We start from the raw sequence: 25,923 nt of genomic DNA, 5'->3' as shown, positions 1-25,923 counted from the left end.
AACGGCAAATCCGGTTGCCGGCGGCGGCGTCGGGTCCGCATGCTGGTTCGATGGCTGACCGGACGAATGAGACGGATCTGACGGCGTGGTGGCCGACCGACGGTTTGCTGCTGCGCACCCCGCGACTGTCGCTGCGCCCGATCCGGGAGTCCGACTTTCCCGACCTCATCGCCGCGATCGACGCCGGCATCCACCCGCCGGAGCGGATGCCGTTCGGGGTGCCATGGACCGACGGTGAACCTGCCGAACGCGCCTCAAATGCGTTGCGCTACTGGTGGAGTCAGCGCGCCAGGGTACAACCCGACAACTGGCATCTGCCGTTCGTGGTGCGGGCAGATGATGCGGTGGTCGGCATCCAAGAGCTGATGGCAGACTCCTTCCCGATACTGCGGACGGTGTCCACCGGATCGTGGCTCACCAGCTCGGCGCAGGGCCGGGGCATCGGCACCGAGATGCGCGCGGCGGTGCTATTGCTGGCGTTCGACCACCTCGGGGCGGAGTTGGCCACCACCGGCGCCTTTGTCGACAACGCGGCCTCCAACGCTGTCAGTCGCAAGCTTGGCTATCAGCCCAACGGAGTTCTTCCGGACAAGCAGCGCGGGCAGGCCGGCCTGCAGCAGCTGTACTCGATGCGTCCGGAACAGCTGCACCGCCCGGACTGGACGCTGCAGGTCGACGGGTTCCAGGCCTGCCGGGAGGTGTTGGGCAACCGGTCCCGGGAATCGTCATCGGGGAAGCCGGCTGCCGACGAACGGAACGGGTGACCGGTCGGCCCTGCCGCGCGCCCGTGCGAAGCTGGCGCGGTGAACCAGCCCGCCGCCCAGTCGCCAGGTGCGCCCCGCGGCACCGACCGGGTGCCGGCACCGCTGCTGTTCGTCGGGTCGGGCGTGAGCCAGTACGTCGGGGCGGCGCTGGGGGTCGGACTGTTCGCCGTGATCCCGGCGATGTCGGTGTCGTGGTGGCGGATCGGCCTGTCCGCGGTGGTGCTGCTGGCCTGGCGGCGGCCGTGGCGAGCCCGCCCCGGCCGCCGCAGCGTGCTGACCGCCGCCCTGTTCGGGGTGGTGCTGGCGGCGATGAACCTGTCGTTCTACCTGGCGATCGAGCACCTGCCGCTGGGCACCGCGGTGGCCATCGAGTTTCTCGGGCCGGTCGCGGTCGCCGCGATCACCGGCCGCAGCTGGCGGGAACGGGTCGGCATCGTGCTGGCGGCCGCCGGGGTGGTGCTGCTGGCGGGAGTCACCGTCGCCGGCACCGGGTGGACGACGTCAACCGTGATCGGGCTGGCGGCGATCGCCGCGTCCGGGTTGTTCTGGGCCGGCTACATCCTGCTGGGCCGGCGGGTCGCGGTGGGTGGCGACGGCATCAGCGGGCTCGCCGTCGGCATGACGGCCGGCTCGATCGTGTTCCTGCCCTTCGCTTTTGGCGCGCTCCCCGCGCTCACCGACGGCACCAGTGGGTTGCGCAGCGTCGCGCTGCTGCTGGGGGTTGCGGTGTTCAGCTCGGTGTTGCCATACACCATCGACCAGTGGGTGTTGCCGCGGATGACGGCGGCGCAGTTCGCGATTCTGCTTGCGTTGTTACCGGTTTCGGCCGCTGTTGTCGGGGCGGTGATGCTGCATCAGCTACCCACCGCCGGCGAGGTGATCGGCACCGTGCTGGTCTGTCTTGCCATCGCGATGGCCAACTCCGGACGGGGGCAGCAGCCCGCCGCGACGGAATCCTGATCTGCGCAGCTGGATCAGCCCAGCCGATCAACCCAGCCTGATCAACCCAGCCTGATCAACCCAGGTTGTCGGTGGAGAAGGTGTCGCAGCTGGCGGGTTGACCCGAGGTATAGCCGGCGTTGAACCACTTCTCGCGCTGCGCCGAGGTGCCGTGGGTGAACTGCGACGGATCGACGGAGCCGCCGCCCAGCTTGCTCTGGATATAGTCGTCGCCGATCTTCGAGGCGGTGTCCAGCGCCGCGTTGATGTCGTCCTGGGTGATGTCGCTGATCAGGATCTGGCCGTCCTCGCCCGGAACGGTGGTGGCGTTCTTGGCCCAGGCGCCGGCGTAGCAGTCGGCCTGCAGCTCCAGCCGCACCGAGTTCGAGGTGGGTCCGGTGCTGCCGTCGGACGCCTTCGATTCGGTACCGAGCAGGTTTTGCACGTGGTGTCCGTACTCGTGCGCCAACACGTAGCCCTCGGCGAAGGTGCCGCCCGAGGTGCCGAACTGGTTCTTCAAGGTGTCCCAGAAGCTCAGGTCGATGTACACCCGCTGGTCGGCCGGGCAGTAGAACGGCCCCATCCCGGCGCTGCCGGTGCCGCAGCCGGTAGCGGTCTGACCGGTGTAGAACACCGTCGTCGCGTCCTGGTATTGCGATCCGCTGCGCTGGAACTCGTCCGCCCAGTAGTTCTGCGTGGAGTTGATGAAGGCGACCACCGCACACGGATCCTTGGTGTTGGCGTCGGCGCCGGTCCTGCACTCCTCGGCCAGCGAGCCACTGCCCACCGCGCCGCCGTTCTGGTCGGCGGCCTGGCTGAGCGAGCTGGGAATCGGCGAACCGCTGGCATTGCCGCCGCCGAACTTGCCGCCGAAGAGCTGGATGCCGACCAGGATCAGCACCACGATCAGACCGAGCCCGCCGCCGGCCTTGCCGATCGGGATGCCCATTCCGCCGCCGCCGAAGCCGCCGCCACCGAAGCCGCCGCCGCCGAAACCACCGCCGCCACCGGCGCCCCGGTTGTCCTGCACCTGCGAGGTGTCCAGCTGCGCGCCCTCGTTGAACTTCACCATCGGGACTGCTCCTCGTCTTGGGGTGTGCTGGGTCTTTTGGTGTGGGTCTTTTGGTGTGGGTCTTCTGGTGTGCTGGTCGGCCTGTCTGTCCGCGGGCTCACTGTAGTTGAGGACGCGGTCACCGGCCCTGCATCACGCGCGAAGCGTCGAGGGTGTCTGTTCGTAACCGCGGCGCTTTCGTTTCTGCGCTGTTCATTGACCACGAGTCTTCGTTTTGCTTACGGTTCTGCGAACAGTTCTCAGTGCCGGTCTCAGCGTTCTCGGGTGCCGGTCTCAACGACGAGTGGAGGTGAGCGATGCCGTCCGTTGACGAGTTCGACCGCGCGCAGGCGATCCTCACCGATCTCGATCGCTTCGGCCGGGTGCAGGTGGCCGACCTGGCCAGGCGGTTCGGAGTCTCCACCGTCACCGTTCGCAAAGATCTCGACGAGTTGGAGCGGCGCTCGGCGCTGCGCCGGGTGCGCGGCGGCGCGGTGTCCGCCGGCGGCACCGACGAGGGCGCGTTCGACATGCGCCTGCGGCACTCGACCAACGCCAAGCGGGCCATTGCCCAGGCCGTCGCCCCGCTGGTGCGGCACGGCGACGTGATCGCGATGGACTCGTCGACCACCTGCTACTTCCTCGCTCAAGAACTGCTCGACCGCCGGCATCTGGTGGTGGTCACCAACGGCCTGCGGGTTGCCGAGATGTTCCTGGAACGGTCGTCGGCGATGGTGCTGATGCCGGGCGGCGTGCTGCGCCGGTCGTCGCAGTCGATGGTCGGCCCCATCGGCGACGTGCTCGCCGGCCGCGGCCGCATCGACCACGGCTTCTTCGGGGTGGTCGGGCTGTCGCCCGAGCTCGGACTGCTCGACATGGTGGTCGAGGAGGCACAGGCCAAGAGCGGCATGGTGGCGGCCTGCAACGAGGTGTACGCCCTGTTCGACTCGTCCAAGCTCGGACGGTTCGCGCCGCACCCGTTCGCCGCCCTTGACCGGGTGACCGCGCTGTACACCGACGAGGGCGCCCGATCCGCTGCCGGGCAATGGCGCGAGCGCGGCATCAGGATGGAACTGGTCGCGGTGCCCGGCTCGGCCGCCGGCACCGTCAGGGCCGCCGGCGGGGTGTCGTGATGGCTCAAGCAGCCGCGACCAGAACCGTTGCCGCTGTTGACCTCGGCGCCGAGAGCGGCCGGGTGACAGCGGTCGATTTCGACGGCAGCGCACTCGCGCTGCGTATCGTCAACCGGTTCGACAACCGGCCGAGAATGGTCGACGGCATCCTGCGCTGGGACCTGAATGCCTTGTGGCGCAACATCGGCGCCGGATTGGGAGAATTGGCGGGCGGAACACCGATCTCCGCCGTCGGGGTCGATACCTGGGGCGTCGACTACGGGCTGCTGGACGCGTCCGGAGCGGTGCTGGACGATCCGGTCTGCTACCGGGACGATCGCGGCGCCCGCGCTCTGCAGCGCGCGCTCGGCACGGTGGGCGCCCAGCGTCTGTACGACGAGACCGGGGTCCAGATCCTTTCCATCAACGGCCTTTTCGGGATGTTGGCCGATGTCACCGAACTTCCCGAGCGGTTGCCGGCCGCCAACACCTTGGTGATGATGCCGGACGTGTTCCACCACCTGTTGTCCGGCTCGCGGGTCAGCGAGTACACCGCGGTTTCCACCTCGGGTGCCTACAACATGGCCGAGAATCGGTGGGCCACAGAGCTGCTCGACGACCTCGGCATTCCCACCCACATGCTGCCCGAGGTGGTGCCGCCCGGCACCGACGTCGGCGCCCTGCTGCCCGAGCTGGCCGGCGGCGCGCTTGCCGGTGCCAGGGTGATCCTGCCGCCGGGGCACGATACCGCCAGCGCCGTTGTCGCCACCCCGTTCCGTGACCGGGGCGCGGTCTTCATCTCGTCAGGCACCTGGTCGCTGGTCGGCATCGAGACCCCAGCCGCCGTGATCAACGAGGCGACCCGGCTGGCCAACCTCACCAACGAGGGCGGCTACCGCGGCAGCATTCGGTTGCTGCGCAACGTGATGGGGCTGTGGATCCTGCAGCAGTGCAGGGCCACCTGGCGTGCCGAGGGCATCGAGCTGGACTACCAGCAGATCGCCGACCTGGCCGCGGGCGAGCCGCCGCTGCGCAGCCTGATCGACCCTGACCACCCGATGTTCCTCGCGCCCGGCGACATGCCCGGCCGGATCAGGCGGTTCTGTGCCGAGACCGGGCAGCCGGTGCCGACGAGCGTCGGCGAGGTGGCCCGCTGCGTAGTGGACTCGCTGGCGCTCGGTTACCGGGCCGTCGTCGACGATCTGATCGCCGTCACCGGGCAGCGACCGCCGTCGATCTCGGTGGTGGGCGGCGGTTCCCGGCACGCGCTGCTGGCGCAGCTCACCGCGGACGCCACCGGGTTGCCGGTGCACTGCGGCCCGGTGGAAGCGACGGCGCTCGGCAACGCGGCCGTGCAACTGGCCACCCTCGGCGAGCTGGCCGGGCCGGACGAGATCCGCGCTGCCATCGCTGCCGGCACCGAGATGACGTCGTACCAGCCGCGGCCCGGCGCCGAGATCGCCGATGCCGCCCAACGTTTCGCCAGTCTGCGAGCAGCCGGGGCCGGCCAAGAAAGCGCAAGCACAGCAACGAAATCCCGACAGTAGACCGACAGAAAGCAGGAGTCATGAAACGCACTCGCCTCACCACCGCAGCGATCACCCTCGGCGTCGCCGGCGCCCTGGTGCTCGCAGGCTGCACCAAGAAGAACGAAGCGGACACCTCGGCCGGTGCCGGCGGCGGTGACACCGGCGCAGCCACCACCACCGAGAACGCCGGTGGAGCAGCGGGTTCCGCCGGCGCCTCCGCCGCCGGCGGTGCGGGATCCGCTGCCGGTTCGGCGGCTCAGGGGTCGGCCGCCGGCTCGGGCTCCGCCGGCGCTGCGGGTGCTGGCAGCGTGGAGAAGGCTTCCAAGAACTTCAAGGTGGCGTTCGTGCCGAAGCTGCAGGGCATCCCGTACTTCGAGGCGATGAACGCCGGCGGCAAGCAGGCCGCCTCCGACATGGGCGTCACCTGGCTGTACCAGGGGCCGACCCAGGCCGACGCCGCGGCGCAGGCCGACATCGTCCGGAACCTCATCCAGCAGAAGGTCGATGCGCTGTTCATCGCGCCGAACGACCCCGGCTCGATGGCTCCGGTGATCCAGCAGGGCATCGACGGCGGCATCAAGGTCGGTACCTCCGACACCGATGCCCCCGACTCGGCGCGTCAGGTTTTCGTCTCGCAGGCCTCCACCGAGGGCATCGGCCAGGGCCTCACCGACGAGTTGATGAAAGCCATGGGCAACAAGGGCAAGTACGCCATCGTCTCGTGCGGTGAGACGGCAGAGAACCTGAACTCCTGGATCAAGGTGCAGCAGGCCTACACCAAGGAGAAGTACCCGGACGCCGAGATCGTCGACGTCGTCTACGCCGGTGAGGATGTCGCGAAGGCCACCCAGATGGCCACCGACCTGATGAACGCCAACCCCGACCTGACCGGTCTGGTGGGCGAGTGCACCAGCTCGGCGCCAGGGGTGGCCCAGGCAGTGAAGGACGCCGGCAAGATCGGCAAGGTCTTCACCGTCGGCCTCGGCACTCCGCAGACCATGGCGCCGTACCTGAAGGACGGCTCGTCGTCGGCGTCGGTGCTGTGGGACGTGCAGGCGCTCGGCTACCTGACCGTGTGGGCCGGTGTGCAAATGGCCGAGGGCAAGGAGTTTGCGGCAAAGCCGGAGATCGGCACCGACAACCTCAAGGACGTCAGCTACGACGCGGCCACCAAGACATTGCTGCTGGGGCCGCCGCTGGTGCTGACCAAGGACAACGTCGACAACTACAACTTCTGATCCGTTGTGACCACTTCTACCGAACCGCCAGGGCCTCAGCTCAGGCTGCGGATGTCCGGGATCAGCAAGCGCTACGGCGCGGTCCGGGCCATCCGTAACGCGGACCTTGACGTCGAAGCCGGCACCGTGCACGCCCTGGTGGGCGAGAACGGTGCCGGCAAGTCGACGCTGATCAAGATTCTCTCCGGTGCGGAGCGGGCCGACACCGGCAGCATCGAGTTCAACGGCGCGCCGGTGTCCATCACCTCGGCGCAGGACGCGATCAAGCTCGGCATCGCCACCGTTTACCAAGAGCCACAACTGTTCTCGGAGCTCACGGTCTCGGAGAACATCTTCTTGGGCCGGGAGCTGCGTAAGGGTGGTCGTATCGACTGGGCGGCGCAGAACGCCAAAGTGGTGGAGCTGCTCGAGCTGCTCGGGCTGCCGCGGCGCTACGCCACCGCCGTTGTCGGCGACCTGTCGATCGCTGAGCAGCAACAGGTGTCGATCGCCAAGGCGCTCGCCGGCGACGCCACCGTGTTGATCCTGGACGAACCATCGGCGATTCTGACCGACGCCGAGATCGAGGTGCTGTTCGGGGTGGTGCGCCGGCTCACCAGCACCGGCGTTTCGGTGATCTACATCTCCCACCGGCTCGATGAGCTGTTCCAGATCGCCGAGACCGTCACCGTGATGCGGGACGGCGCAACCCTTGGCACCTGGCCGATCTCGGAGCTGACCGTTCGCAGCATCGTGGAGAAGATGGTCGGCGGCATCCTCACCGAGAACGAGGGCGCGCGGACCGTCGACCAGAGCCTTACCCCACGGTTGGAGCTGTCCGACCTTGGCCGCCGCGGCCGGTTCCACGACGTGAACGTCGCGGTGCGGCCCGGCGAGATCGTCGCGCTGTACGGCCTTGTCGGCTCCGGCGTCTCTGAGATCGCGGCCTGCATCTACGGCATCGACAGCTACGACTCGGGGTCGATCCTGCTGGACGGCGCCGCGGTGTCACCGCGATCGCCACGGCACGCCCAGAAGCTCGGCATCGGCCTGTTGCCGGCAAACCGCAAGGCGCAGGGCATGTTCTCGTTCCAGTCGATCGCCTTCAACATCTCCGCGGGCCACCTGCCGCTGTTCGGTGGCTTCGCCGGCTGGATGGAGCGCGCGAAAGAACGCAGCGTTGCACGCGATCTGATCAAGCGGCTGGCGGTGAAAACGCCGAGCGAGAAGCAGCCGATCGGTGCCATGTCCGGCGGCAATGCCCAGAAGGTGGTGCTGGCCAGGCAACTGGTGGAGCGGCCGGGAGTGTTGGTGCTGGCCGAACCGACCCAGGGCGTCGATGTCGGTGCCAAGGAAGAGATCCACCGCATCATCACCGAACTCGCCGATGAAGGCACGGCGGTACTGGTGGTGACCTCGGACCTGCCGGAGGCACTGCGCATCGCCGACCGCGTTCAGGTGGTGCGCGGCGGCACCACCACGGACGAGTTCGGCCCGGATGCCACCCAGGTTGAAGTCCTGGCGGCCGCGGCCGGCGATACCTCGGAGGGAGCGGCATGAGCGCACCGACCGTGTCAGGCCCACCGCCGACCCCGGCCGGCGAGCGACGCAAGGTCACCGAGCGGCAACGCATTCTGCCCTCGCCCGTCACCGGCCAGGAGCTCGTGCTGATCGGCGTCATCGCGGTGCTGTGGATCGTGTTGTGGCTGTCGACGCCGGCGTTCCTGACGGCCAACTCGCTGCAGCCGCTGCTCGGTGCGGTGGCCCCGATCGCCGTCATCGGCATCGGCATGACGATCGTCATCATCACCGGCGGCATCGACATCTCGGTGAGCGGCATCATCATGGTGTGCGCCGTCGTTGTCGCCAAGACACTGGTCGACTACGAGACGTCGATCTGGGTGGTACTGCTGATGTCCATCGGCATCGGCGCGCTGCTCGGGTTGATCAACGGCCTGTTGATCGCCTACGGGCGGGTGCACGCCATCATCATCACGTTCGGCACCACCAACATCTTCCAGTGGCTCGGCCTGCAGATCTTCGGCGGCAACACCGTCAGCGGAATCCCTGACACGCTGGCCACTTTCGGCAACGGCGCGGCCGGCCGCACCTGGGGCGTGCCGCATGCGTTCGCCATCACCGTGGTGCTGGCGGCCATTGCCTGGTGGTACCTGCGGCACACCGCCGGTGGCCGGCACTACTTCGCCATCGGCGGCGACCCGGTCGCGGCGCGGCTGGCCGGGGTAAGGGTGCGGCCGCGGATCGCCTCCGCCTACGTACTGACCGGCTTGCTGGCCGGGCTCGGTGCCTGCTTCCTGGTCGCGCAGTCGTCAACGCTGGCGCAGAACGTCGGCACCGGCAAGGAACTCGCGGTGATCGCTGCGGTGGTGATCGGCGGCACGTCGATCATGGGTGGCCGCGGATCGGTGCTGGGCACCCTGTTGGGCGCTCTGCTGGTGCAGACCGTCTCGTCCGGTGTCACCCAGCTGGGCTGGCCGTCCCAGCTGTCCGATCTGTTCGTCGGCATCGCCATCATCGTCGCCGTCGGCGCCGACTTGATCCGTGAACGAGCCCGCAGGAGGGCCAGATGAGCGCCCCGGTGGACGACCAGCAGACCGGCACACCCGACCCGGCGCCGACTCCCGCGACTGCACGGGGCAGCGAGAACTCCTTGGGCGGCAGGCTGATCCGGGCGCTGCTCACCCAGCGCATCGTGCTGCTGGTGGTGCTGATCGTTGCCGTCGTGGTGACCTTCATGATCATGGGCGCCGGCGACTACCTGACCTCGCCGTTCGACTCCGACTCGATGTCCGCTGCGCTGATCAACGCGGTCCCGCTGGCCATGCTCGGCCTCGCCGAGCTGATCGTGATTCTGTCCGGCCGGGGCGGCATCGACCTGTCGGTCGGCGCCAACGTGTCGTTGTCCGGCATGGTGTTCGGGCTGGCCTATGCGCAGTGGGGACTGCCGCTGTGGCTGGCCATCCTGCTCGCGGTGGTGTGCGGCGGGGTGCTCGGTCTCGTCAACGGATACCTGGTGGCCTACCTGGGGTTTCCCGCGCTGATTGCCACCCTTGCCACCTACTACGCGTACAAGTCGCTGGCGGTGGTGATCAACAACCAGCGCCCGATCTCCAGCCCGGAGATCAGCCAGCTGTACAACTCCACCGCGCGTTCCATCGAGCTGCCGGTGATCGGCAGCCAGCTGCCCGACGTGCCGCGCGGCATTTTCCTGTTCCTGATCCCCACCATCGTGGTGATGTGGTTGCTGTTGGCGCGCACCACCTTCGGGCGCCGGTCGTACGCGATCGGTACCAACGACGTTGCCGCGCGCTGGTCGGCGATCGATGTCAAGTCGACACGGCTGTGGGCCTATGTGATCAGCGGCCTGATCTGTGGGCTTGTCGCCGTCGTCACGGTCGGGCAGTTCGCTTCCGCCCGGCCGGACGCCGGCACCGCGGGCAACGGTATGGCGCTCCCGGCGATCACCATCGCGGTCCTCGGTGGCGTCGCCATTACCGGCGGCATCGGCCGGGTGGCCGGGGTGGTGCTGGCGACCGTGCTGATCGTCTGGCTCAACGACGGCATTCTCAAGGCGTTCGAGGGCAACGACGGTTCGCAGTACCAGCTGCTGGCTCTCGGGGTTGTGCTGGTGTTCGCCGCGCTGCTCAACGGGGTGGCCACCCGACGCTACGGAGGTACGCAATGACGGCGACCGCGCACGCGCCTGAGCTGGTCGAGGCAGAACTGGTTGAGCTCACCAGATCACTCGGCCGGCCCGAACGTGACCTGGTGATTCTGGCTGAGGGCAACACCTCTCAGCGGTTGGACTCCGACCGGGTGGTGGTCAAGGCCTCCGGCAGATCGATGCAGACCGCCACCGCGGACGATTTCGTGGTGATCAGCCTTGCCGAGCTGCGGCCGCTGCTGACCGACGCCGACGCCACCCAGCAGCAGCTCACCGAGCTGCTGGACGCCGGCACCGTCACCGGCGCCGACGGGGTGGCGACCAAGCGTCGCGGGTCGATCGAGGCGCTGGTTCACGTTGCGGTGCACGCGGTTGCGCCGGATCCGGCACTGGCCCGGTTTGTCGGACACACCCACCCGACCGATGTTGTCGGACTGCTGGCGTCGTCGAAAGCGCAAGAGGCGTACCAGCACCTGGCCTACTCCGACGAGGCGGTGGTGATCGGCCGGCCGCTGTATGTGCCGTATGCCGCCCCAGGAATCGAGCTTGGGCAGCTCACCTACCGGTTGCTGGCCGAGCGCGTCGAGCAGACAGGCGAGTTGCCCAGCCTGATCCTGCTCGGCAATCACGGCATCGTCGCGATCGCACCGACACCGCAAGCGGTGGACGGCATCTCGGCCATGGCGGTGAAGGGCGCGCGGGTGCGGGTGGCGGCCTACTCGGTGGGCGACGTTGCGCCGCTCAGCGACGCGGCGGTTGACAAGTTCTTCGCCCGCACCGACATCGCGGACCGGCGCAGCTGGCTGTCCGGCGGGAATCTCTGATTCCGATGGCGCTACCCGAGCAGCTGGAGGCGGTGTTCATCGACGTGGGTGGACCCATCTACCCGGACGAGACGTTTGTCGACGCGGTGACACATGCGCTCGACGACATCCGCGCCGAACAGGGACAACCCCCCGCTGATCGCCAGCAGGTGCGCGCGGTCTACGACCGGATCCGGCGCGAACAGAACGGCTCGTTCCGGACCGCGCTGGCCACAGAGGTGTTGGGGGACAAGGTGCTTCGCGGCGAGCTGCACGCCAGGACGGAACCGTACTGGCGGCATCCGGCCGGTTCGATGTATCGCGACGTGCTGCCGCTGCTGCGGACGCTGCACGGTCGGGTCCGCGTCGGGGTGCTGGCCAACCAAGAAGCGTCGGTGATCGAGGCGCTGCGCCGCGACGGTCTGGGCGAGCTGATCGACGTGTGGGGCGTCTCCGCGGTGGTCGGGCACGAGAAGCCGAGCCGGGAACTGTTCGACTGGTCGCTGGCGGAGGCGGGTACCAGCGCCGACCGCGCCGTGCACATCGGCAACCGGCTCGACAACGACGTGCGTCCGGCGAAAGCCCTTGGCCTCAGCACGGTGTGGGTGCTGCGGGGCGACGCGCCCGACGCGCCGACGGCGCAGCAGCGGGCGGAGGCCGACCTCGTCGTCGACAACCTCGACGGCCTTGCCGACCGGTTGCTCGGGGCCAGGCAATGACAGCGCCGGTGGTGCTCGGCATCGACCTGGCCACCTCTGCCGCGCGAGTGGTCGCGGTAGACGCCGACTCCGGTGCGCAGCTGGGGTTTCTCGGGGCGCCGCTGCACAACCGTGACGCGGCATCCGGGACTGCCGCGCGGCAGCGCCCCGATTACCCGGCGGTGGTGCGCCGGCTGCTGTCCGACACCGTCGCGGCGCTCGGCCCGCGGGCCGCCGACATTGCCGCGCTGAGCGTCACCGGAACCTCGGGGACGGTGGTGCCGCTGGGTGCCGACGGAGCCCCGGTCGGCGATGCGGTGCTGTACAACGACATGTCCGCGGGAGACTTCGCCGCCCGACTGGACGCCGCCGGGTATCCGGCCGGCCCCGGTTCCGTTGCGGCGCGGCTGGCGATGCTGGCACAGCTGCCTGGTGTGGCGCGGCTCGCCTTCACCCCCGACGTGGTGCTGGGTGACCTCGCCGGTGGCCCGGTACCGTCGGACACCTCGCACGCCTTGAAGGCCGGCATCGATCCGCAACTGCGCAGCTGGCCGGCCGGTCTGACCGAGTCAGGGCTGGTGCCGGCCGGGCTGCTGGGCCCGTTGATGCACCCGGGCCGGCGGGTGGGCAGCGTCGCGGACGAGGTTGCCGCGGCGCTGGCGCTGCCGGCGGGTGTCGCGTTGGTGAGCGGAATGACAGACGGCTGCGGCGCCCAGATCGCCGCCGGCGCAGTGGATGTGGGCGACACCATGGGGGTGCTCGGCACCACACTGGTGATCAAGGGCGTTGCCGACGCGCGGGTGGAGAGCGCGGACGGGGCCGTCTACTCCCACTACGCCCCCGACGGGCACTGGTGGCCGGGCGGTGCCAGCAACTCCGGCGCCGGTGTGCTGGCCGGGACGGTGGCCCAGCGCGAGCTCGCCGCCCTGGACACCGCTGCCGCCGAGCTGGGCCCGGCCCGGTCGCTGCGGTATCCGCTGCCTGGTGTCGGTGAACGGTTCCCGGTCGCCGACGCCGCGATGACGGACTGGGCCGTCGGCACTCCGACGACAGCCGTCGAGGCCCACCGTTCCGTTCTTGAAGGTGTCGCCTTCGTCGAACGCCTTGGCCTGGAACGCCTTGCGGCTCTGGGGGTACGGCTCGGGGAGCACCGCATTGTCGGCGGTGCCACCCGCAGCAGCACCTGGAACCGGATCAGGGCAACTGTGCTGGGCCGCCCGGTGCGGCTGGTCGGTGCTGCCGGCAGCGGACACGGCGCCGCGGCGTTGGCGGCCGCCACGCTGCTCGAGGTGCCGCTGGCCGAGCTGACCCGGCGCTGGGCCGGGATTCCCACCATCGTGCATCCCGACCTCGACCAGATCGCCGCACTGGACGCCAGCTATCGCTCCTGGTGCGAAGCCCTGCAACAGCATTCGGCGCTGGCCGCCGCCCACTGACCGATCGCCCACCCGGATACCGCCGACAAGAAGGATGGACCGTGGAAGCCGACCAGATACGAAAGTTGCTGGCCCGTCAGCACATCGAGACGCCGTCGTGGGCGTACGCCAACTCCGGCACCCGCTTCAAGGTGTTCAACCAGCAGGGCATCCCGCGGGATGCCTACGAGAAGATCGCCGACGCCGCCCAGGTGCACCGCTACACCGGCGTCGCGCCGACGGTCGCCATCCACATCCCGTGGGACACCGTTGACGACTATGCCGACCTCGCCCGCTTCGCGCGGGACGAGGGGGTGGCCATCGGCGCCGTCAACCCGAACACCTTTCAGGAGGACGACTACCGGCTCGGCAGCGTCTGCAATCCCGACCCGAAGATTCGCCGGAAGGCGATCGACCACCTGATCGAGTGTGTGCACATCGGGGCAGAGACCGGCAGCAAGCAACTGTCGCTGTGGTTCGCCGACGGCACCAACTATCCGGGCCAGGACTCGATCCGCGACCGCCAGGACCGGATGGCCGACGCCTTGGCGCAGACCTACCAGGTGATGACGGATGTCGCGCCCGAGATGACGATGCTGGTGGAGTACAAGTTCTTCGAGCCGGCCTTCTACACCATGGACCTGCCGGACTGGGGGACCTCGCTGCTGCACTGCCTGCACCTGGGCGAGCGGGCAAAGGTCTTGGTGGACACCGGGCATCATGCACCGGGCACCAACATCGAGATGATCGTCGCGCTGCTGCTGCGGGAGGGTCGCCTCGGCGGATTCCACTTCAACTCCCGCTTCTACGCAGATGACGACCTGATTGTCGGCGCCGCCGACCCGTTCGCGCTGTTCCGCATCATGCTGGAGATCGTGCAGGCCGGCGCCGTGGTACCGAGCGCCGAAGGCGATCCGGCCGCGGACAACAGCGTGGCGTTCATGTTGGACCAGGGGCACAACCTCGAGCCCAAGATTCCCGGGGAGATCCGCTCGGTGATGAACGTCCAGGAGGCGACGGCCAAGGCACTGTCCGTCGATCTCGACGCGCTCGGCACGGCGCGGCAGGCCGGAGATGTGCTGGGCGCCAACGGCATTGTGATGGACGCCTACAACACCGATGTGCGGCCGCTGCTGGAGCAGGTGCGGACCGACATGGGCTTGGCGCCCGACCCGCTGGCGGCCTACGCGGCCAGCGGCTACCAGCAGAAGATCATCGAAGAACGAGTGGGCGGCACCGCCGCCGGATGGGGAGCCTAGAAGACATGGCAACGAGCAAGAGCCGCGCCGACGGGACGGCACAGAAGGCCCAGAAGACCCAGAAGACCCGGAAGGCACCGAAAACCCAGAAAACACAGCGGGCCGGGCAGACGCAGAAGGCCGCGGGCAGATCCAGGGCAACCACGGCCACGGCGGCGGCGTCTGCGTCCGCTGCCGCTGGCCGGGTCAGGGCCGACGACGTTGTCGCCGAGCTGATCGGCCGGTCGAACCGGCTGGGTAGCGACCCGACCGTCACCAACTACGGTGGCGGCAACACCTCGGCCAAGGTGCGCCGGCCCAACCCGGCCACCGGCGGTGAGACGGAAGTGTTGTACGTCAAGGGATCCGGCGGCGATCTGGGTACCCTCACCGCCAAGGGTCTTGCCGAGTTGGAGCGCGACCGGCTGGTCGAGCTGGACGGCGTGTACCGCGGCGTCGCGCACGAGGACGAGATGGTCGGGCTGTTCCCGTACTGCTCGTTCGGCACCGGTGGGGCCACCCCGTCGATCGATACCCCGATGCATGCGCTGGTTGACCTGCCGCACGTCGACCACCTGCACCCTGATTCGGTGATCGCGCTTGCCTGCGCCGCCGACGGCGAGAAGCTGGTACAGCAGATCTGGGGCGGCACCGTTGCGTGGGTACCGTGGCAACGCCCCGGCTGGGAACTCGGCAAGATGATGCGGGAGATCGCCGCCGACCCCAAGGTGATCGGTGCCGTTCTCGGCGGTCACGGCATGACCGCGTGGGGAGGCAGCAGCGACGAGGTCGAGAAGCGATCGCTGAAGATCATCAGGGACGCGGCGAAGTTCTTGTCCAGCAAGGGGAAAGCAGAACCCTTCGGTGCCGTGGTGGCCTCCCGTAAGGCGCTGCCGGCGGCGCAGCGGCGGCAGCGCGCCGCCGAGCTGATGCCGTACCTGCGCGGGATCGCCTCCACCGACCGCCGGATGATGGGGCACTTCACCGACAGTCCGGTGGTGCTCGACTTCCTGTCCCGCCGCAAGCTGAACAAGCTCGCCGAGCTCGGCACCTCGTGCCCTGATCACTTCCTGCGCACCAAGATTCGTCCGCTGGTGCTGGACACCCCGCCGCTGGCCCCGATCGAAAAGGTGACGGAGCGGCTGGCCGAACTGCACGCCGAGTACCGCAAGGAGTACACCGAGTACTACCAGCGGCATGCCGACAAGAACTCCCCGCCGATGCGCGGCGCCGACCCGGCCATCGTGCTGGTGCCGGGCGTCGGGATGTTCTCCTTCGGCGCGGACAAGCAGACCGCGCGGGTGGCGGGTGAGTTCTACGTGAACGCCATCAACGTGATGCACGGCGCCGAGGCAGTTTCCCGCTACCGGCCGATCGCCGAGGCCGACAAGTTCGCCGTCGAGTACTGGCAGCTGGAAGAGGACAAGCTCAAGCGGCGCCCGAAGCCGAAGGCACTGGCCGGCCGGATCGCGCTCGTCACCGGCGGGGCGTCCGGCATCGGGCTTTCCACCGTGCAACTGCTCGCCGACCAGGGCGCCTGCGTCGCGGTCGCCGACCTGAATGGGGCTCGCACCGCGGAGATCGCGGCGGAACTCGGCGGCCCCGACGTGGCGATCGGCGTCACCATGGACGTCACCGACGCCGATCAGGTGGCCGACGGCGTTGCCGAAACCATCAGGGCCTTCGGCGGCATCGACCTGATCGTCAACAACGCCGGGATCACCAGGGCCGGGTCGCTGGCGGACACCACAGAGCGTGACTGGGATCTGCAGTACGACATCATGCCGCGCGGATCGTTCCTGGTGGCCAAGGCCGCCGAGGCGGCGTTGCGCGGTCAGGGTCTGGGCGGCGACATCATCAACGTCTGTTCCAAGAACGCGGTGTTCGCCGGTCCCAACAACATTGCCTACTCATCGGCCAAGGCTGCCCAGGAGCACATGGTGCGGCTGCTGGCCGCCGAACTGGGTGCCATCGGCGTGCGGGTGAACGGCATCAACCCGGACGGGGTGGTACGCGGATCCGGCATCTTCGCCGGCGGCTGGGGCGCCTCAAGGGCGAAAACCTATGGGGTGGCGGAGGAAGACCTCGGTAAGTACTACGCGCAGCGCACCGTGCTGAAGCAGGAGGTGCTGCCCGAACACATCGCGCAGGCGGTATTGGCGCTCACCGGCGGCCAGTTGCCGATCACCACCGGTCTGGTGATTCCGGTCGATTCCGGTGTGCCGCAAGCGTTCCTGCGTTAGCCCCGCTGTCAAACTCGTCAGCGTTTCCCGGTAGGCACGTCGTCGCGGACGTCCCCGCCGGGCACTTTCAAGGAGAGAGCAAAGACCATGAGCAACAACAAGATCGGCGTGCACGCCCTGGTATGGGTGGGCGGCTGGAGCGAGGACGAGGCCCGCACCGCGATCTCGTCAACCAAGAAGGCCGGCTACGACGTGATCGAGCTGGCGCTGATGCAGCCGGAGAAGGAACCGGTGGACGCGATGAGCTTCACCGCCGACCTGCTGTCGGAGTACGGCATCACCCCTACCATGTCGATGGGGCTGTCCGACGACACCGACGTCTCCAGCGACGACGCCGACATCGTGGCCGCCGGCCGGCGCCGGCTGGAGGCCGCGGTGAACGTCGCCCGTGACATCGGCTGCCAATACCTCGGCGGGGTGATCTTCTCCAAGCTCGGGCGCTACACCCAGCCGGTCACCGAGCGCGGCTACAGCCATTCCGTCGAGACCATGGCGTGGCTGGCCGACAAGGCGGCCGAATCCGGCATCACCCTCGGCATGGAGTTCTGCAACAGGTACGAGACCAACGTCATCAATACCACGGAGCAGACGCTGAGGTTCATCGAGGCGATCGGCCGCGACAATGTGGTGGCGCACCTCGACACCTACCACATGAACATCGAAGAGCGATCTTTCACCGACGCGGTGAAGGCCGCGGCGGACGCCGGCAAGCTCGGCTACGTTCACGTCGGCGAGTCGCACCGTGGGCAGCTGGGCACCGGCTCCATCCCGTGGGACGAGTTCTTCACCGCGCTGCGCGACGTCGGCTACGACGGCACCATCACCTTCGAATCGTTCTCCTCCGAGGTGGTCAACCCGCAGCTGTCGTCGGCGCTGAGCATCTGGCGCAACCTCTGGACCGACTCGATGGACCTGGCCACCGGTGCCAGGGCGTTCATCCGCGACAAGTACGGCGCCTGAGCGCCGGGTAGAGAGCGCCATGTAGTCGGTATGTAGTCGCGGTATAGCCGCCCGCTCCATCCTGAGGATCAACCAGATCAGGACGAGGGTGAGGACGCCGCGATGGCAGCTCAAATGCACCGCAGAGCAGTGCTGGCCTCGGCGCTGGCGGTGGGCACGGCTGCCGCAACGGGGCTGCGCCCAGCGTCGGCGCAGGCTGCGCTCCCGGTGGTCGACATGGAACTGCTGCTGCTCGCTGCGCAGATCAACCCGGTGCAGCAGGGCACGCCGATCTGGCCGGGTGCCGGCGAGAGCGTGCGCCTGGTCGAGCAGGCCCTTGCCGACCGCGGGCTGCTGCGCGCCCGGTATGTCGACGGCCATTTCGGGACGGCCAGCATCGATGCCTACGCCCAGTGGCAGAAGTCGCTGGGCCACAGCGGGCTGGCCGCCAACGGACTCCCCGGCGTCGCGTCGCTCACCACCCTGGGATCCGGCCGCTTCACCCTGTCCAGGGTGGTGCGGCCCGGTTCCAGGGTGAGCTGGCGTGGCTACCCCTTCAACACCCGCACCGTCGACATGCTGCTGGAAGCCGAACGTCTCTGCGGCCTGACCTTCGCTGTCGACCAGGGCTCGTACTCGCCCGGAACGGACCCCACCTCGGCCGGCACCCACGACGGCGGCGGCACCGCCGACCTCGACGCCGACGCGTTGACCCGCGCCCAGCGCACCTCGGCGCTCGTCGCCCTGCGCAGCGTCGGCTTCGCCGCCTGGCTGCGGACACCGGCGCAACACCCGGCGTGGCCGTATCACCTGCACGTGGTGGCCGGCAACGACACCGACCTGGCCCGGCCCGCTCAACAGCAGATCGGGCAGTACTACCTCGGCCGCAACGGCTTGTCCGGCCAAGGCCCTGACGACGGTCCGCAGGTGGAGAAGCTCACCTGGGAGCAGTATCTGCGCAACCGTGGATGACCCGCACCCGGGTGGGTCGTCGCGATCAATCACAAAGGATCTCTGGAACCGGGGATCCGAGAGTCGGAAAGGATTTGATCGACATGAGACTGGCGAAGCGTCTTGCCGCACTGGGAACACTCGCGCTGATGGTCGGTGCCGGAATGAGTTTCGGCGCCACGACGGCGCAGGCTGCTACCCCGCGTAATGGTGTGTGTGAGGAGGGGGAGTTCTGCTATTTCTACAACAGTGATCATCAGGGGTCGGTGTCTGACTTCACCGAGTCGGTGGGTGATTACGGGACGACGCAGCCGTCGTGTTACGACTTCAAGGGGGCGGGTGCTGGGCAGGGGTTGTGTATCAAGAACGAGGCGGCGTCGGTGTGGAATCGCACCGGTCAGACGGTGACGGTGTTCTTCAATACCGGTTTCGGTGGTGCTACCCAGAATTTCGCTGCTGGTGCGAAGCAGAATCTGAACGCGACGTTGAAGAACAACAACGCCAGCCATCGCATCGGCGGTGGCGGCTCGCCATCCGGATTCCTGCTGCCGTTCCCGTGCGGTGAGGTCTGGGAAGCCGCGACCAGGAGCTACCACAGCCCGCCGAACGCCGTTGACTTCAACCACTATCCGGACGACGCCGGCTGGAAGGTCTACGCCTCCAAGCCCGGCACGGTGACTGTTGTCGGCAACCTGGGGGACACCTCTTACGGGCGGTACATCGTGATCGACCACGGTGGCGGCTGGCAGACGCTGTACGCGCACCTGAGTGCGCAGAACGTGTCACGGGGGCAGTACGTCACCGAGCGGACGATGATCGGGCGGGTCGGCACCACCGGTAAGTCCAGCGGGCCGCACCTGCACTACGAGCAGAAGCTCAACGGTGCCCTGCAGCGCGTCACCTTTGTCGACGGGAACCCGGTGTACTGGGGCACAACCAACCTGCAGCGCCGGTCGTCCTGCCCTTGATGGCAGCCGACCTCGCGTGAACGGGGAGCGTCGGGTGACCGGTCGGCGGCCGGCCACCCGGCGCTCCCGGGAACGGCCCAGCCCCGACCCAGCAGCCACCCGAGTTCCAGAACGAGCCTTACCAGGAGAGCCTCATGCACCCGACCGTCCGAACCACATCGCGGCGCTGCCTGGCGCTGATCGCCGTTGCCCCAACGCTTCTGCTCGGAACGGCGATACCTGGCACGGCTGCTGGCGCCGCCGCCGCGTCCGCCGCCACTGACTCCGCCGCGCAGGCCGGCACCCCGCGTAATGGTGTGTGTGAGGAGGGGGAGTTCTGCTATTTCTACAACAGTGATCATCAGGGGTCGGTGTCTGACTTCACCGAGTCGGTGGGTGATTACGGGACGACGCAGCCGTCGTGTTACGACTTCAAGGGGGCGGGTGCTGGGCAGGGGTTGTGTATCAAGAACGAGGCGGCGTCGGTGTGGAATCGCACCGGTCAGACGGTGACGGTGTTCTTCAATACCGGTTTCGGTGGTGCTACCCAGAGTTTCGCTGCTGGTGCGAAGCAGAATCTGAACGCGACGTTGAAGAACAACAACGCCAGCCACCGCATCGGAGCCGCGATCAGCAGGGCCGAGGTGATCCGGCGGGCCCAGACCTGGTTGAACCCGCGCGTCCCCTACAGCATGGACAAGGTCTACCAGGGCTACCGGCAGGACTGCTCCGGATACGTCTCCATGGCATGGAACGCGCCGGCACCTGGCTACCCGACCAACGAAATGTGGCGGATCGGCCACGACATCGCCAAGAGCGACCTGCAGGCCGGTGACGTACTGCTCAACAAGGCGGCCGGCGCCGACGGGCATGTGGTGTTGTTCGAGAAGTGGGCGGACGCCGCACAGACCGCGTACTGGGGTTACGAGTCAACCCCTGGCGATCCCAGTGGCGCCAAGTACCGGCAGATCTCTTACCCGTACTTCCCAGGTCACGGAACCTTCGCGCCGTTCCGGTACAACGGAATCGGATAACCCTGCCGCTGCAACAGATCCCACGACGCAGACTGCCGCCAGTCCGGCGGCGAGGTGATGTCCAGTCCGTCGATCGGCAGCTCGGCCTTGTCGATCACGGTCGCCGCCTGCCGGGCCGCGGCGTTGGCATCACGCTCGTCACCGCGGTCGGCGTGCACCTGCGCGATGCACAGCAGCGCCAGCGCCCTGCAGTGATGATCGCCGATATCGGCGAGGGTTTCGGCGGCGGCGTGCAGACCGGCCAGCGCCTGACGGGAATCTCCGCGCGCGTGCAACATCACCGCCTGCTCGCGCAGGACGACGGCCTCCCGGTGCGTGTCACCCGCGCTGCGGGCCATCGACAGTGCTTGCCGGAACCAGGGTTCGGCCTGTGCCACCCGTCCCTGGCAGGTCAACAACTTGCCGCGGGCACAGAGCAGGATGGCTCGCAGGGTGAGATCGCCGGCCGCGGTGGCGTCCTGCAGCGCCGGCGTCAGATAGTACGAGGCTCTGTCGAGATCGTTGACCAACCGGCTCGCGGTGACCATGCCGGCATAGGCATGCGCGCGGCCGCGCCGGTGCCCCGCCTTGTCGAAGGTCTGCAAGGCGTTCTGCAGCAGGTCCCACGCGGTGTCGATCCGGCCGCGGTACATGTGGGTCTGCGCCAGGCCCAGAAGCACTGCGGCACCAGCGATCCCGCCAGGGTCGCTCACCTGCGTCGCGATCAGATGCGTGCTGTGCCAATCGTCGAACCTGGCGCGGTGGTCGTAGCCGGGAACCAGGTGGGTGGTCAACGCGATGCACGCGCCGGGCAGCTGCTGCTCGGCGGCCAGCCGCACGGCTGCCAGCAGGCAGCGACGTTCGGCGTCGAACCAGGCAAGGGGATCGGCGACCAGTTGCTCGCCGCCGGGCACCGGCGCCGCCGGGAAGGGTGCGGCATCGCCGATCGGCTCGAACAAGCTGGGGGGTAACCGTTTGTTGGCCTGTTGCACCATCCACAGCCACCCGGCGAGCAGACGTTCGAAGGCGCGGCGGACGTCGTCGCCGGCCAGCTCCCGCCCGCGCTCCACCGCGCAGGCCGCCAGCAGGTCGTGCAGCTGATACCGGGGTTGCCCGAGCGGATCCGAATCCATCAGCTGGACAAGGTTCACATCCACCAGAACCTCGAGCATGTCGGTGGCGTCGTCGCAATCCAGCAGCGGCCGCATGATCCAGCCGGGAAAGCTCTGCGGCCCAAGCGATCCGAGCAGACAGAACGCGCGCAGTGCCGGCTCCGGCAACGCCCGCAGCGACAGCTCGACGCTGGCCCGCACGTCCAGGTCGCCCAGCGTCATTTCGTGCAAACGCCTGGTCTCGTCGGAAAGCCGCTGGCACAGAACGGAAAGCGGCCACCGCGGGCGGGCGAGCAGCTTGCCGCCGGCGATCCGGACACTGAGCGGAAGTCTGCCGCAGGCCGCGACGATAGCCCTCGCCGCCGGCAGTTCGCGGTCGATCCGGTCGCGGCCGACCACCGACGCCAGCAGCTCAAGCGCCTCATCGTCGGGAAGCGGACCGAGCTCGACATGCGTGCTGCCCGGCAGCATCGTGAAGATGCGCCTGGTGGTGACCAGAACCGCGCTGGCGCCGTCCGGCGGAAGCACGGAGCGAATCTGTTCCTCCGACCCGGCATCGTCCAGCACCAGTAACGCCCGCCGGCCGGCCAGCCGACTCCGGACCAACGCTGCCCGCGCGGCGGTGGTCGGGGGCAGGTTGGCGCCGTGCACGCCGAGCGCGAACAGCAGGTCGGCCTGGATCTCGTGCGGCTGGCGGCATCGCTCCGCCGTCCCGTCCAACGCCAGATACAACTGAGCATCAGGAAATGCGTCCGCCGCGGCCCTGGCAGCCTGCACCGCCAACGCGGTCTTTCCGGTGCCCGGAGCACCGTGCACCACCACGATCGGCGGCGATGCCCGCTGCCCGGCCGACAACAGTTGATCGACGATGTGCTGCACGGCATCCCGTCGCCCGGTGAAGTCGGCCGTTGCTGCCGGCAGTTGACGCACCGGCTCGGGGTCACCCTGCGTGGCTGGCCGCTGATCGGCATGCGCCTGCGTTGCCTCCGCCTCATCCCGCATCGGCAGGGTGCCCTGCAGGATCTGCTGGTGCACCGATTGCAGCGACGCCCCTGGTTCGGTACCCAGCTCGTCGGCAAGCATCAACCGGAGCCGTTGATACTCGGCGAGCGCCTCGGCCTGCCGCCCGCTGCGGTGCAGCGCCACCAGAAGCAGCCGCCACCACTGTTCCCGGAGCGGGTCGACAGCAAGCTGACCGCGGATATCGGCGATCACGTCGGCGTGCCGGCCGGCACGGATCGCACCGTCGATCCGCATTTCTCTTGCGCGGCAATGCAGTTCTTGCAGACTCTCAAGCCAGCCCGAGGCCCGCGGGCTGCCGAGCAGTGCTCCGTCCGGCGCGCTCCGCCACAGCGCAAGAGCGTGGTCGATGATTTCGCGTGCACCATCGACGTCGCCGGCTCGGAGCTGCTCGGACCCCTTGGACACCTCGTTCGCGAAGACGCTGGCATCAACGGCTTCGGGACGGGTGAATCGGTATCCCGGCTTGGCCGTTTGCACGATGGAGTCGCCGTCGCGGCCCAGCGACCGGCGCAGCCGCATGGTGTACCCGTGAACCTGCGTCATCGCCGACGTCGGAGCGGTCTGTCCCCAGACCTCGTCGATGAGCTGCTCCACCGACACCACGTCGGGTGCGTGCGCGACGAGGCACAACAGCACGGCGCGACACTTGGCCGGCCCAGCCGGTACCCACGAGGTGCCGTCGTGCACCTCGATAGGGCCCAACACCCGCACCCGCATGCCGGACGCCCCCGTCGTCGGATTCCACGCTGTGGACGGCTCAGATTTTAGTGGGCACACACCGGCTCCGCCCGCCGATACCTGCGCCTTTGGCCGCCCGCCCGCAGGCGTCCGCTATCGTTTGCCGTACCAGGAGGCGTGTCCGAGCGGCCGAAGGAAGTCGCCTTGAAAGCGACCAGGTGTAAAAGCCTCGGGGGTTCGAATCCCTCCGCCTCCGCACAGTCACTTCGTTCCTGCGCGGAGGCGGGTCCACGCCTCCAAACGCACAGTCACAACCTAGGCAGGGCACTTTGGATCGCGCACTTTCTGGCACGTCGCACACTCAGCGGAGGGCAGGAAGGTGTGCGACGTGCCGAAAGGTGCGCGCAGTAGCCAAAGCTCGATACCAGAACGCTCGATACCAGAACGTCAGTGCTCATGCTCGCTCGTTCAGTCCTCCGACGGATGTGCGGCTCCGAGAGCGTTCCTTTCGAGAAGCGGACAATCCTCCGAGGAGTCGGATGGTCATCTCGCCTTGACCGGAGTCCGGCCAGGCGCCAGGATGGTCAGCGATCCGATGTCTCTGCGGTGCGAACCAGGGGAGTAGATCGTGAAAAGGCACGCGGTGGTGCTGGCCGTACTCGGGTTGCTGGTATCGATCGGCGTGATGGGAGGAACCGCGATGGCTGCCCCGAGCAGCGGCGCCGGCACCGCCGGTCACCCCGTCGCTGCCGCCGGCGAGGGCATCAAAGGCTACCTGGCTGCGATCGGACGCAGCGCCGACCCGAAGATCGCCGCCTGGCAGAAACTTCAATTCGGCATGTTTGTGCACTGGGGCATCTACTCCAACCACGGCGGCTTCTACCAGGGCCAGCAGCAGAAGATCGGCTACCCGGAACAGATCAAGGCCTGGATGAACATCCCGACCTCGGACTACTTGAACACCGCCGCCTCGTTCGATGCGGAGAAGTTCGACCCGCAGCAGTGGTGCGCCACCGCCAAGGCAGCGGGCGCGAAGTACCTGGTGCTCACCTCAAAGCACCACGACGGCTTCGCGATGTGGAACACCCACACCACCGACTACAACATCACCGCGGCGTCGGCGCTGCGGCGTGACCCGATTGCCGAGCTCAGCCGGGCCTGCCGTAGCCAGGGACTCGGCTTCGGCCTGTACTTCTCGATCATCGACTGGACCAAGCAGACCCCGAAGCCATACAACAACACCAACCCGATTCCGGCAGACATGATGCCGTACATCCAGTCGCAATTGCGCGAGATCCTCACCCGCTACGGCACTCTCGACGAGATCTGGTTCGACATGGGCGCGCCGACCGCCGAGCAGAGCGCGGCGATGGCGGCCACCGTGCACCGCTACCAACCGACCGCGATGGTGAACTCGAGGGTATGGAACGACAAGGGCGATTTCGAGGTGGGCGGCGACAACTTCGTCCCCGCGAAGCAGCTGCAAGGCCCGTGGCAGTCGGCCGAGTCGGTGTTCTCGTTCTGCTGGGGCTACTGCAGTTGGAGCCGGGCCGACCGCAGCGCTGCCAACCTGCCGGTGAAGGTGCGCACGCTGGTCAACCACCTGTTCACGGTGATCTCCGGCGGCGGCAACTACCTGCTCAACGTCGGTCCCAAGGGCGATGGATCCATCGATCCCTTTGACGCAGCGGTGTTTTCGGGCATCGGCGCCTGGAACCAGCGGCACCCCGACGCCGTGCTCGATGCGAGTGCCACCCGATACGGGCGGCAGGCCTGGGGCGACAGCACCGTCAAGGGCGACGCCATCTACCTCGGGGTGCAGAAGTGGCCGGCCGGCGGTGGCGACATTCGGCTGCCTGGCGTCGGCAGCCCGGTCCGCTCGGTGACCGTCGACGGCACCGGCACCGCCCTGCCGTACCGGATGCAGGGCGCCGACGGCACCGAGTTGGTCGTCACCCTGCCGTCGCAGCCGACCGACCCCGACCTGCCGGTGATCAAGGTGAGCACGGTTGGCGCCCCGCTCGTCATCCCCGAGACCCTGGTGCGCGGCGCCGATCAGCTCTTCACCATCACCGAGACCGGGCTGACCGCAACGTACAGCCCGAAAGATGCTGGCGCCCAAGCGCTTCGACAGACCGGCTGGTTCGCCGACACCGCCGCCGACGGCTCGGAACGGCGCCAGGCCTCGGTGCGGGTCGAAGGCACCTTCGCTCCCGGCACCGCCTACCGGGTGCGGGTCGGCGACTCCAGCGTCGTCGCCACCGGTGCGCAGCTGTCCGCCGGTCCGGTCGCCGGCTTGAGCTATCCGGTTGGGGAGGTGACTCCGGTGAGCATCGAACTGGCCGATCCCGACTACTTCGCCGACCCGCTCGACGCCACCGTCACCGCCATCACCGTCGACGGGCGCTGAGCACGAGCCGGTCTGCTGACAACGTTGACAGCCAGATCGGCAGGGTGTTCACTCTCAGGCATTCGCTGATTCGCCGCATCGCCGCGGCGACCGCCGACGCGCCCGGAGGCCACCCATGCGTCTTGCTCCCCGTCCGGTCCATGCCAGAGCTATCCG

Annotated in this window: 20 protein-coding genes and 1 tRNA gene; 19 read left to right on the top strand and 2 right to left on the bottom strand. The window is 68.2% G+C overall.

Annotation, left to right across the window (positions count from 1 at the left end):
- Positions 1-50: 50 nt before the first annotated feature.
- A complete protein-coding gene (locus tag HKD39_RS14990; protein WP_171200691.1) occupies positions 51-764 on the top strand; it encodes a GNAT family N-acetyltransferase in 714 nt (237 codons plus the stop codon).
- Positions 765-803: 39 nt separating this feature from the next.
- Positions 804-1,724: an EamA family transporter gene (locus HKD39_RS14985; protein WP_343074733.1), complete on the top strand. Its 921-nt coding sequence runs from the start codon at positions 804-806 to the stop codon at positions 1,722-1,724.
- A gap of 55 nt (positions 1,725-1,779) precedes the next feature.
- On the opposite strand, the gene ypfJ is transcribed toward HKD39_RS14985, so the two are convergent.
- Positions 1,780-2,772 carry a KPN_02809 family neutral zinc metallopeptidase gene (gene ypfJ / locus HKD39_RS14980; RefSeq protein WP_171200749.1) on the bottom strand — a complete coding sequence of 331 codons (993 nt, stop codon included), beginning with the start codon at positions 2,770-2,772 and terminating at the stop codon, positions 1,780-1,782.
- Between the two features lie 299 nt (positions 2,773-3,071).
- Between ypfJ and HKD39_RS14975 the strand changes: the two genes are divergently transcribed.
- From HKD39_RS14975 to HKD39_RS14905, 15 genes are all read left to right on the top strand, one after another.
- Positions 3,072-3,887: a DeoR/GlpR family DNA-binding transcription regulator gene (locus tag HKD39_RS14975; RefSeq protein ID WP_171200690.1), complete on the top strand. Its 816-nt coding sequence runs from the start codon at positions 3,072-3,074 to the stop codon at positions 3,885-3,887.
- On the top strand, positions 3,887-5,413 hold the full coding sequence (locus HKD39_RS14970) for a rhamnulokinase (protein ID WP_171200689.1): 1,527 nt from the start codon (positions 3,887-3,889) through the stop codon (positions 5,411-5,413). Before HKD39_RS14975 ends, HKD39_RS14970 begins: the two co-directional genes overlap by 1 nt.
- 20 nt (positions 5,414-5,433) lie before the next feature.
- Positions 5,434-6,633 carry an autoinducer 2 ABC transporter substrate-binding protein gene (locus tag HKD39_RS14965; RefSeq protein WP_171200688.1) on the top strand — a complete coding sequence of 400 codons (1,200 nt, stop codon included), beginning with the start codon at positions 5,434-5,436 and terminating at the stop codon, positions 6,631-6,633.
- Between the two features lie 51 nt (positions 6,634-6,684).
- A complete protein-coding gene (locus HKD39_RS14960; protein ID WP_171200687.1) occupies positions 6,685-8,172 on the top strand; it encodes a sugar ABC transporter ATP-binding protein in 1,488 nt (495 codons plus the stop codon).
- Complete coding sequence (locus tag HKD39_RS14955) at positions 8,169-9,203, top strand: ABC transporter permease (protein WP_171200686.1); 1,035 nt, start codon at positions 8,169-8,171, stop codon at positions 9,201-9,203. Before HKD39_RS14960 ends, HKD39_RS14955 begins: the two co-directional genes overlap by 4 nt.
- Positions 9,200-10,318, top strand: a complete 1,119-nt coding sequence (locus HKD39_RS14950; protein ID WP_171200685.1) for an ABC transporter permease — start codon at positions 9,200-9,202, stop codon at positions 10,316-10,318. The genes HKD39_RS14955 and HKD39_RS14950 overlap by 4 nt, the downstream gene beginning before the upstream one ends.
- Positions 10,315-11,121: a class II aldolase/adducin family protein gene (locus tag HKD39_RS14945; protein WP_171200684.1), complete on the top strand. Its 807-nt coding sequence runs from the start codon at positions 10,315-10,317 to the stop codon at positions 11,119-11,121. Before HKD39_RS14950 ends, HKD39_RS14945 begins: the two co-directional genes overlap by 4 nt.
- Before the next feature lie 5 nt (positions 11,122-11,126).
- Entirely contained in the window at positions 11,127-11,819 is a 693-nt protein-coding gene (locus HKD39_RS14940) for an HAD family hydrolase (RefSeq protein ID WP_171200683.1), read from the top strand.
- On the top strand, positions 11,816-13,234 hold the full coding sequence (locus HKD39_RS14935; RefSeq protein WP_171200682.1) for an FGGY-family carbohydrate kinase: 1,419 nt from the start codon (positions 11,816-11,818) through the stop codon (positions 13,232-13,234). Before HKD39_RS14940 ends, HKD39_RS14935 begins: the two co-directional genes overlap by 4 nt.
- A gap of 41 nt (positions 13,235-13,275) precedes the next feature.
- Entirely contained in the window at positions 13,276-14,472 is a 1,197-nt protein-coding gene (gene rhaI / locus HKD39_RS14930) for an L-rhamnose isomerase (RefSeq protein WP_171200681.1), read from the top strand.
- Positions 14,473-14,477: 5 nt separating this feature from the next.
- Positions 14,478-16,694 carry a bifunctional rhamnulose-1-phosphate aldolase/short-chain dehydrogenase gene (gene rhaD, locus HKD39_RS14925; RefSeq protein ID WP_171200680.1) on the top strand — a complete coding sequence of 739 codons (2,217 nt, stop codon included), beginning with the start codon at positions 14,478-14,480 and terminating at the stop codon, positions 16,692-16,694.
- Positions 16,695-16,781: 87 nt separating this feature from the next.
- Positions 16,782-17,654 carry a sugar phosphate isomerase/epimerase family protein gene (locus HKD39_RS14920; protein ID WP_171200679.1) on the top strand — a complete coding sequence of 291 codons (873 nt, stop codon included), beginning with the start codon at positions 16,782-16,784 and terminating at the stop codon, positions 17,652-17,654.
- 102 nt (positions 17,655-17,756) lie between these two features.
- On the top strand, positions 17,757-18,605 hold the full coding sequence (locus HKD39_RS14915; protein WP_212754595.1) for a hypothetical protein: 849 nt from the start codon (positions 17,757-17,759) through the stop codon (positions 18,603-18,605).
- Between the two features lie 83 nt (positions 18,606-18,688).
- Positions 18,689-19,552, top strand: coding sequence for a peptidoglycan DD-metalloendopeptidase family protein (locus HKD39_RS14910; RefSeq protein WP_171200678.1), 864 nt, complete (start codon positions 18,689-18,691; stop codon positions 19,550-19,552).
- Between the two features lie 134 nt (positions 19,553-19,686).
- On the top strand, positions 19,687-20,565 hold the full coding sequence (locus HKD39_RS14905; protein WP_171200677.1) for a peptidase inhibitor family I36 protein: 879 nt from the start codon (positions 19,687-19,689) through the stop codon (positions 20,563-20,565).
- On the opposite strand, the gene HKD39_RS14900 is transcribed toward HKD39_RS14905, so the two are convergent.
- The gene (locus tag HKD39_RS14900) at positions 20,523-23,384 is read right to left on the bottom strand and encodes a BTAD domain-containing putative transcriptional regulator (protein ID WP_171200676.1); all 2,862 of its coding nucleotides are present in this window, start codon (positions 23,382-23,384) and stop codon (positions 20,523-20,525) included. The genes HKD39_RS14905 and HKD39_RS14900 overlap by 43 nt on opposite strands.
- Positions 23,385-23,528: 144 nt before the next feature.
- Here HKD39_RS14900 and HKD39_RS14895 point away from each other — a divergent pair.
- Positions 23,529-23,613, top strand: a tRNA-Ser gene (locus HKD39_RS14895).
- A 372-nt stretch (positions 23,614-23,985) separates the two neighbouring features.
- Positions 23,986-25,767 (top strand): alpha-L-fucosidase, encoded by a 1,782-nt coding sequence (locus HKD39_RS14890; protein WP_171200675.1) that lies wholly within the window; start codon positions 23,986-23,988, stop codon positions 25,765-25,767.
- Positions 25,768-25,923 lie beyond the last annotated feature (156 nt).

It is taken from the genome of Nakamurella aerolata (assembly GCF_013002705.1).
In the GTDB taxonomy this organism is placed as follows: Bacteria; Actinomycetota; Actinomycetes; order Mycobacteriales; family Nakamurellaceae; genus Nakamurella; species Nakamurella aerolata.
The sequence above is the reverse complement of the archived record's forward strand: the minus strand, read 5'-3'. Positions and strand labels throughout refer to the sequence as shown.

Excerpts from the sequence above, each read along its gene's own strand:
- HKD39_RS14990 (WP_171200691.1), top strand. The coding sequence starts at position 51 with ATGGCTGACCGGACGAATGAGACGGATCTGACGGCGTGGTGGCCGACC.
- HKD39_RS14975 (WP_171200690.1), top strand. The coding sequence starts at position 3,072 with ATGCCGTCCGTTGACGAGTTCGACCGCGCGCAGGCGATCCTCACCGAT.
- HKD39_RS14970 (WP_171200689.1), top strand. The coding sequence starts at position 3,887 with ATGGCTCAAGCAGCCGCGACCAGAACCGTTGCCGCTGTTGACCTCGGC.
- HKD39_RS14965 (WP_171200688.1), top strand. The coding sequence starts at position 5,434 with ATGAAACGCACTCGCCTCACCACCGCAGCGATCACCCTCGGCGTCGCC.
- HKD39_RS14960 (WP_171200687.1), top strand. The coding sequence starts at position 6,685 with ATGTCCGGGATCAGCAAGCGCTACGGCGCGGTCCGGGCCATCCGTAAC.
- HKD39_RS14955 (WP_171200686.1), top strand. The coding sequence starts at position 8,169 with ATGAGCGCACCGACCGTGTCAGGCCCACCGCCGACCCCGGCCGGCGAG.
- HKD39_RS14950 (WP_171200685.1), top strand. The coding sequence starts at position 9,200 with ATGAGCGCCCCGGTGGACGACCAGCAGACCGGCACACCCGACCCGGCG.
- HKD39_RS14945 (WP_171200684.1), top strand. The coding sequence starts at position 10,315 with ATGACGGCGACCGCGCACGCGCCTGAGCTGGTCGAGGCAGAACTGGTT.
- HKD39_RS14940 (WP_171200683.1), top strand. The coding sequence starts at position 11,127 with ATGGCGCTACCCGAGCAGCTGGAGGCGGTGTTCATCGACGTGGGTGGA.
- HKD39_RS14935 (WP_171200682.1), top strand. The coding sequence starts at position 11,816 with ATGACAGCGCCGGTGGTGCTCGGCATCGACCTGGCCACCTCTGCCGCG.
- rhaD (WP_171200680.1), top strand. The coding sequence starts at position 14,478 with ATGGCAACGAGCAAGAGCCGCGCCGACGGGACGGCACAGAAGGCCCAG.
- HKD39_RS14920 (WP_171200679.1), top strand. The coding sequence starts at position 16,782 with ATGAGCAACAACAAGATCGGCGTGCACGCCCTGGTATGGGTGGGCGGC.
- HKD39_RS14915 (WP_212754595.1), top strand. The coding sequence starts at position 17,757 with ATGGCAGCTCAAATGCACCGCAGAGCAGTGCTGGCCTCGGCGCTGGCG.
- HKD39_RS14910 (WP_171200678.1), top strand. The coding sequence starts at position 18,689 with ATGAGACTGGCGAAGCGTCTTGCCGCACTGGGAACACTCGCGCTGATG.
- HKD39_RS14905 (WP_171200677.1), top strand. The coding sequence starts at position 19,687 with ATGCACCCGACCGTCCGAACCACATCGCGGCGCTGCCTGGCGCTGATC.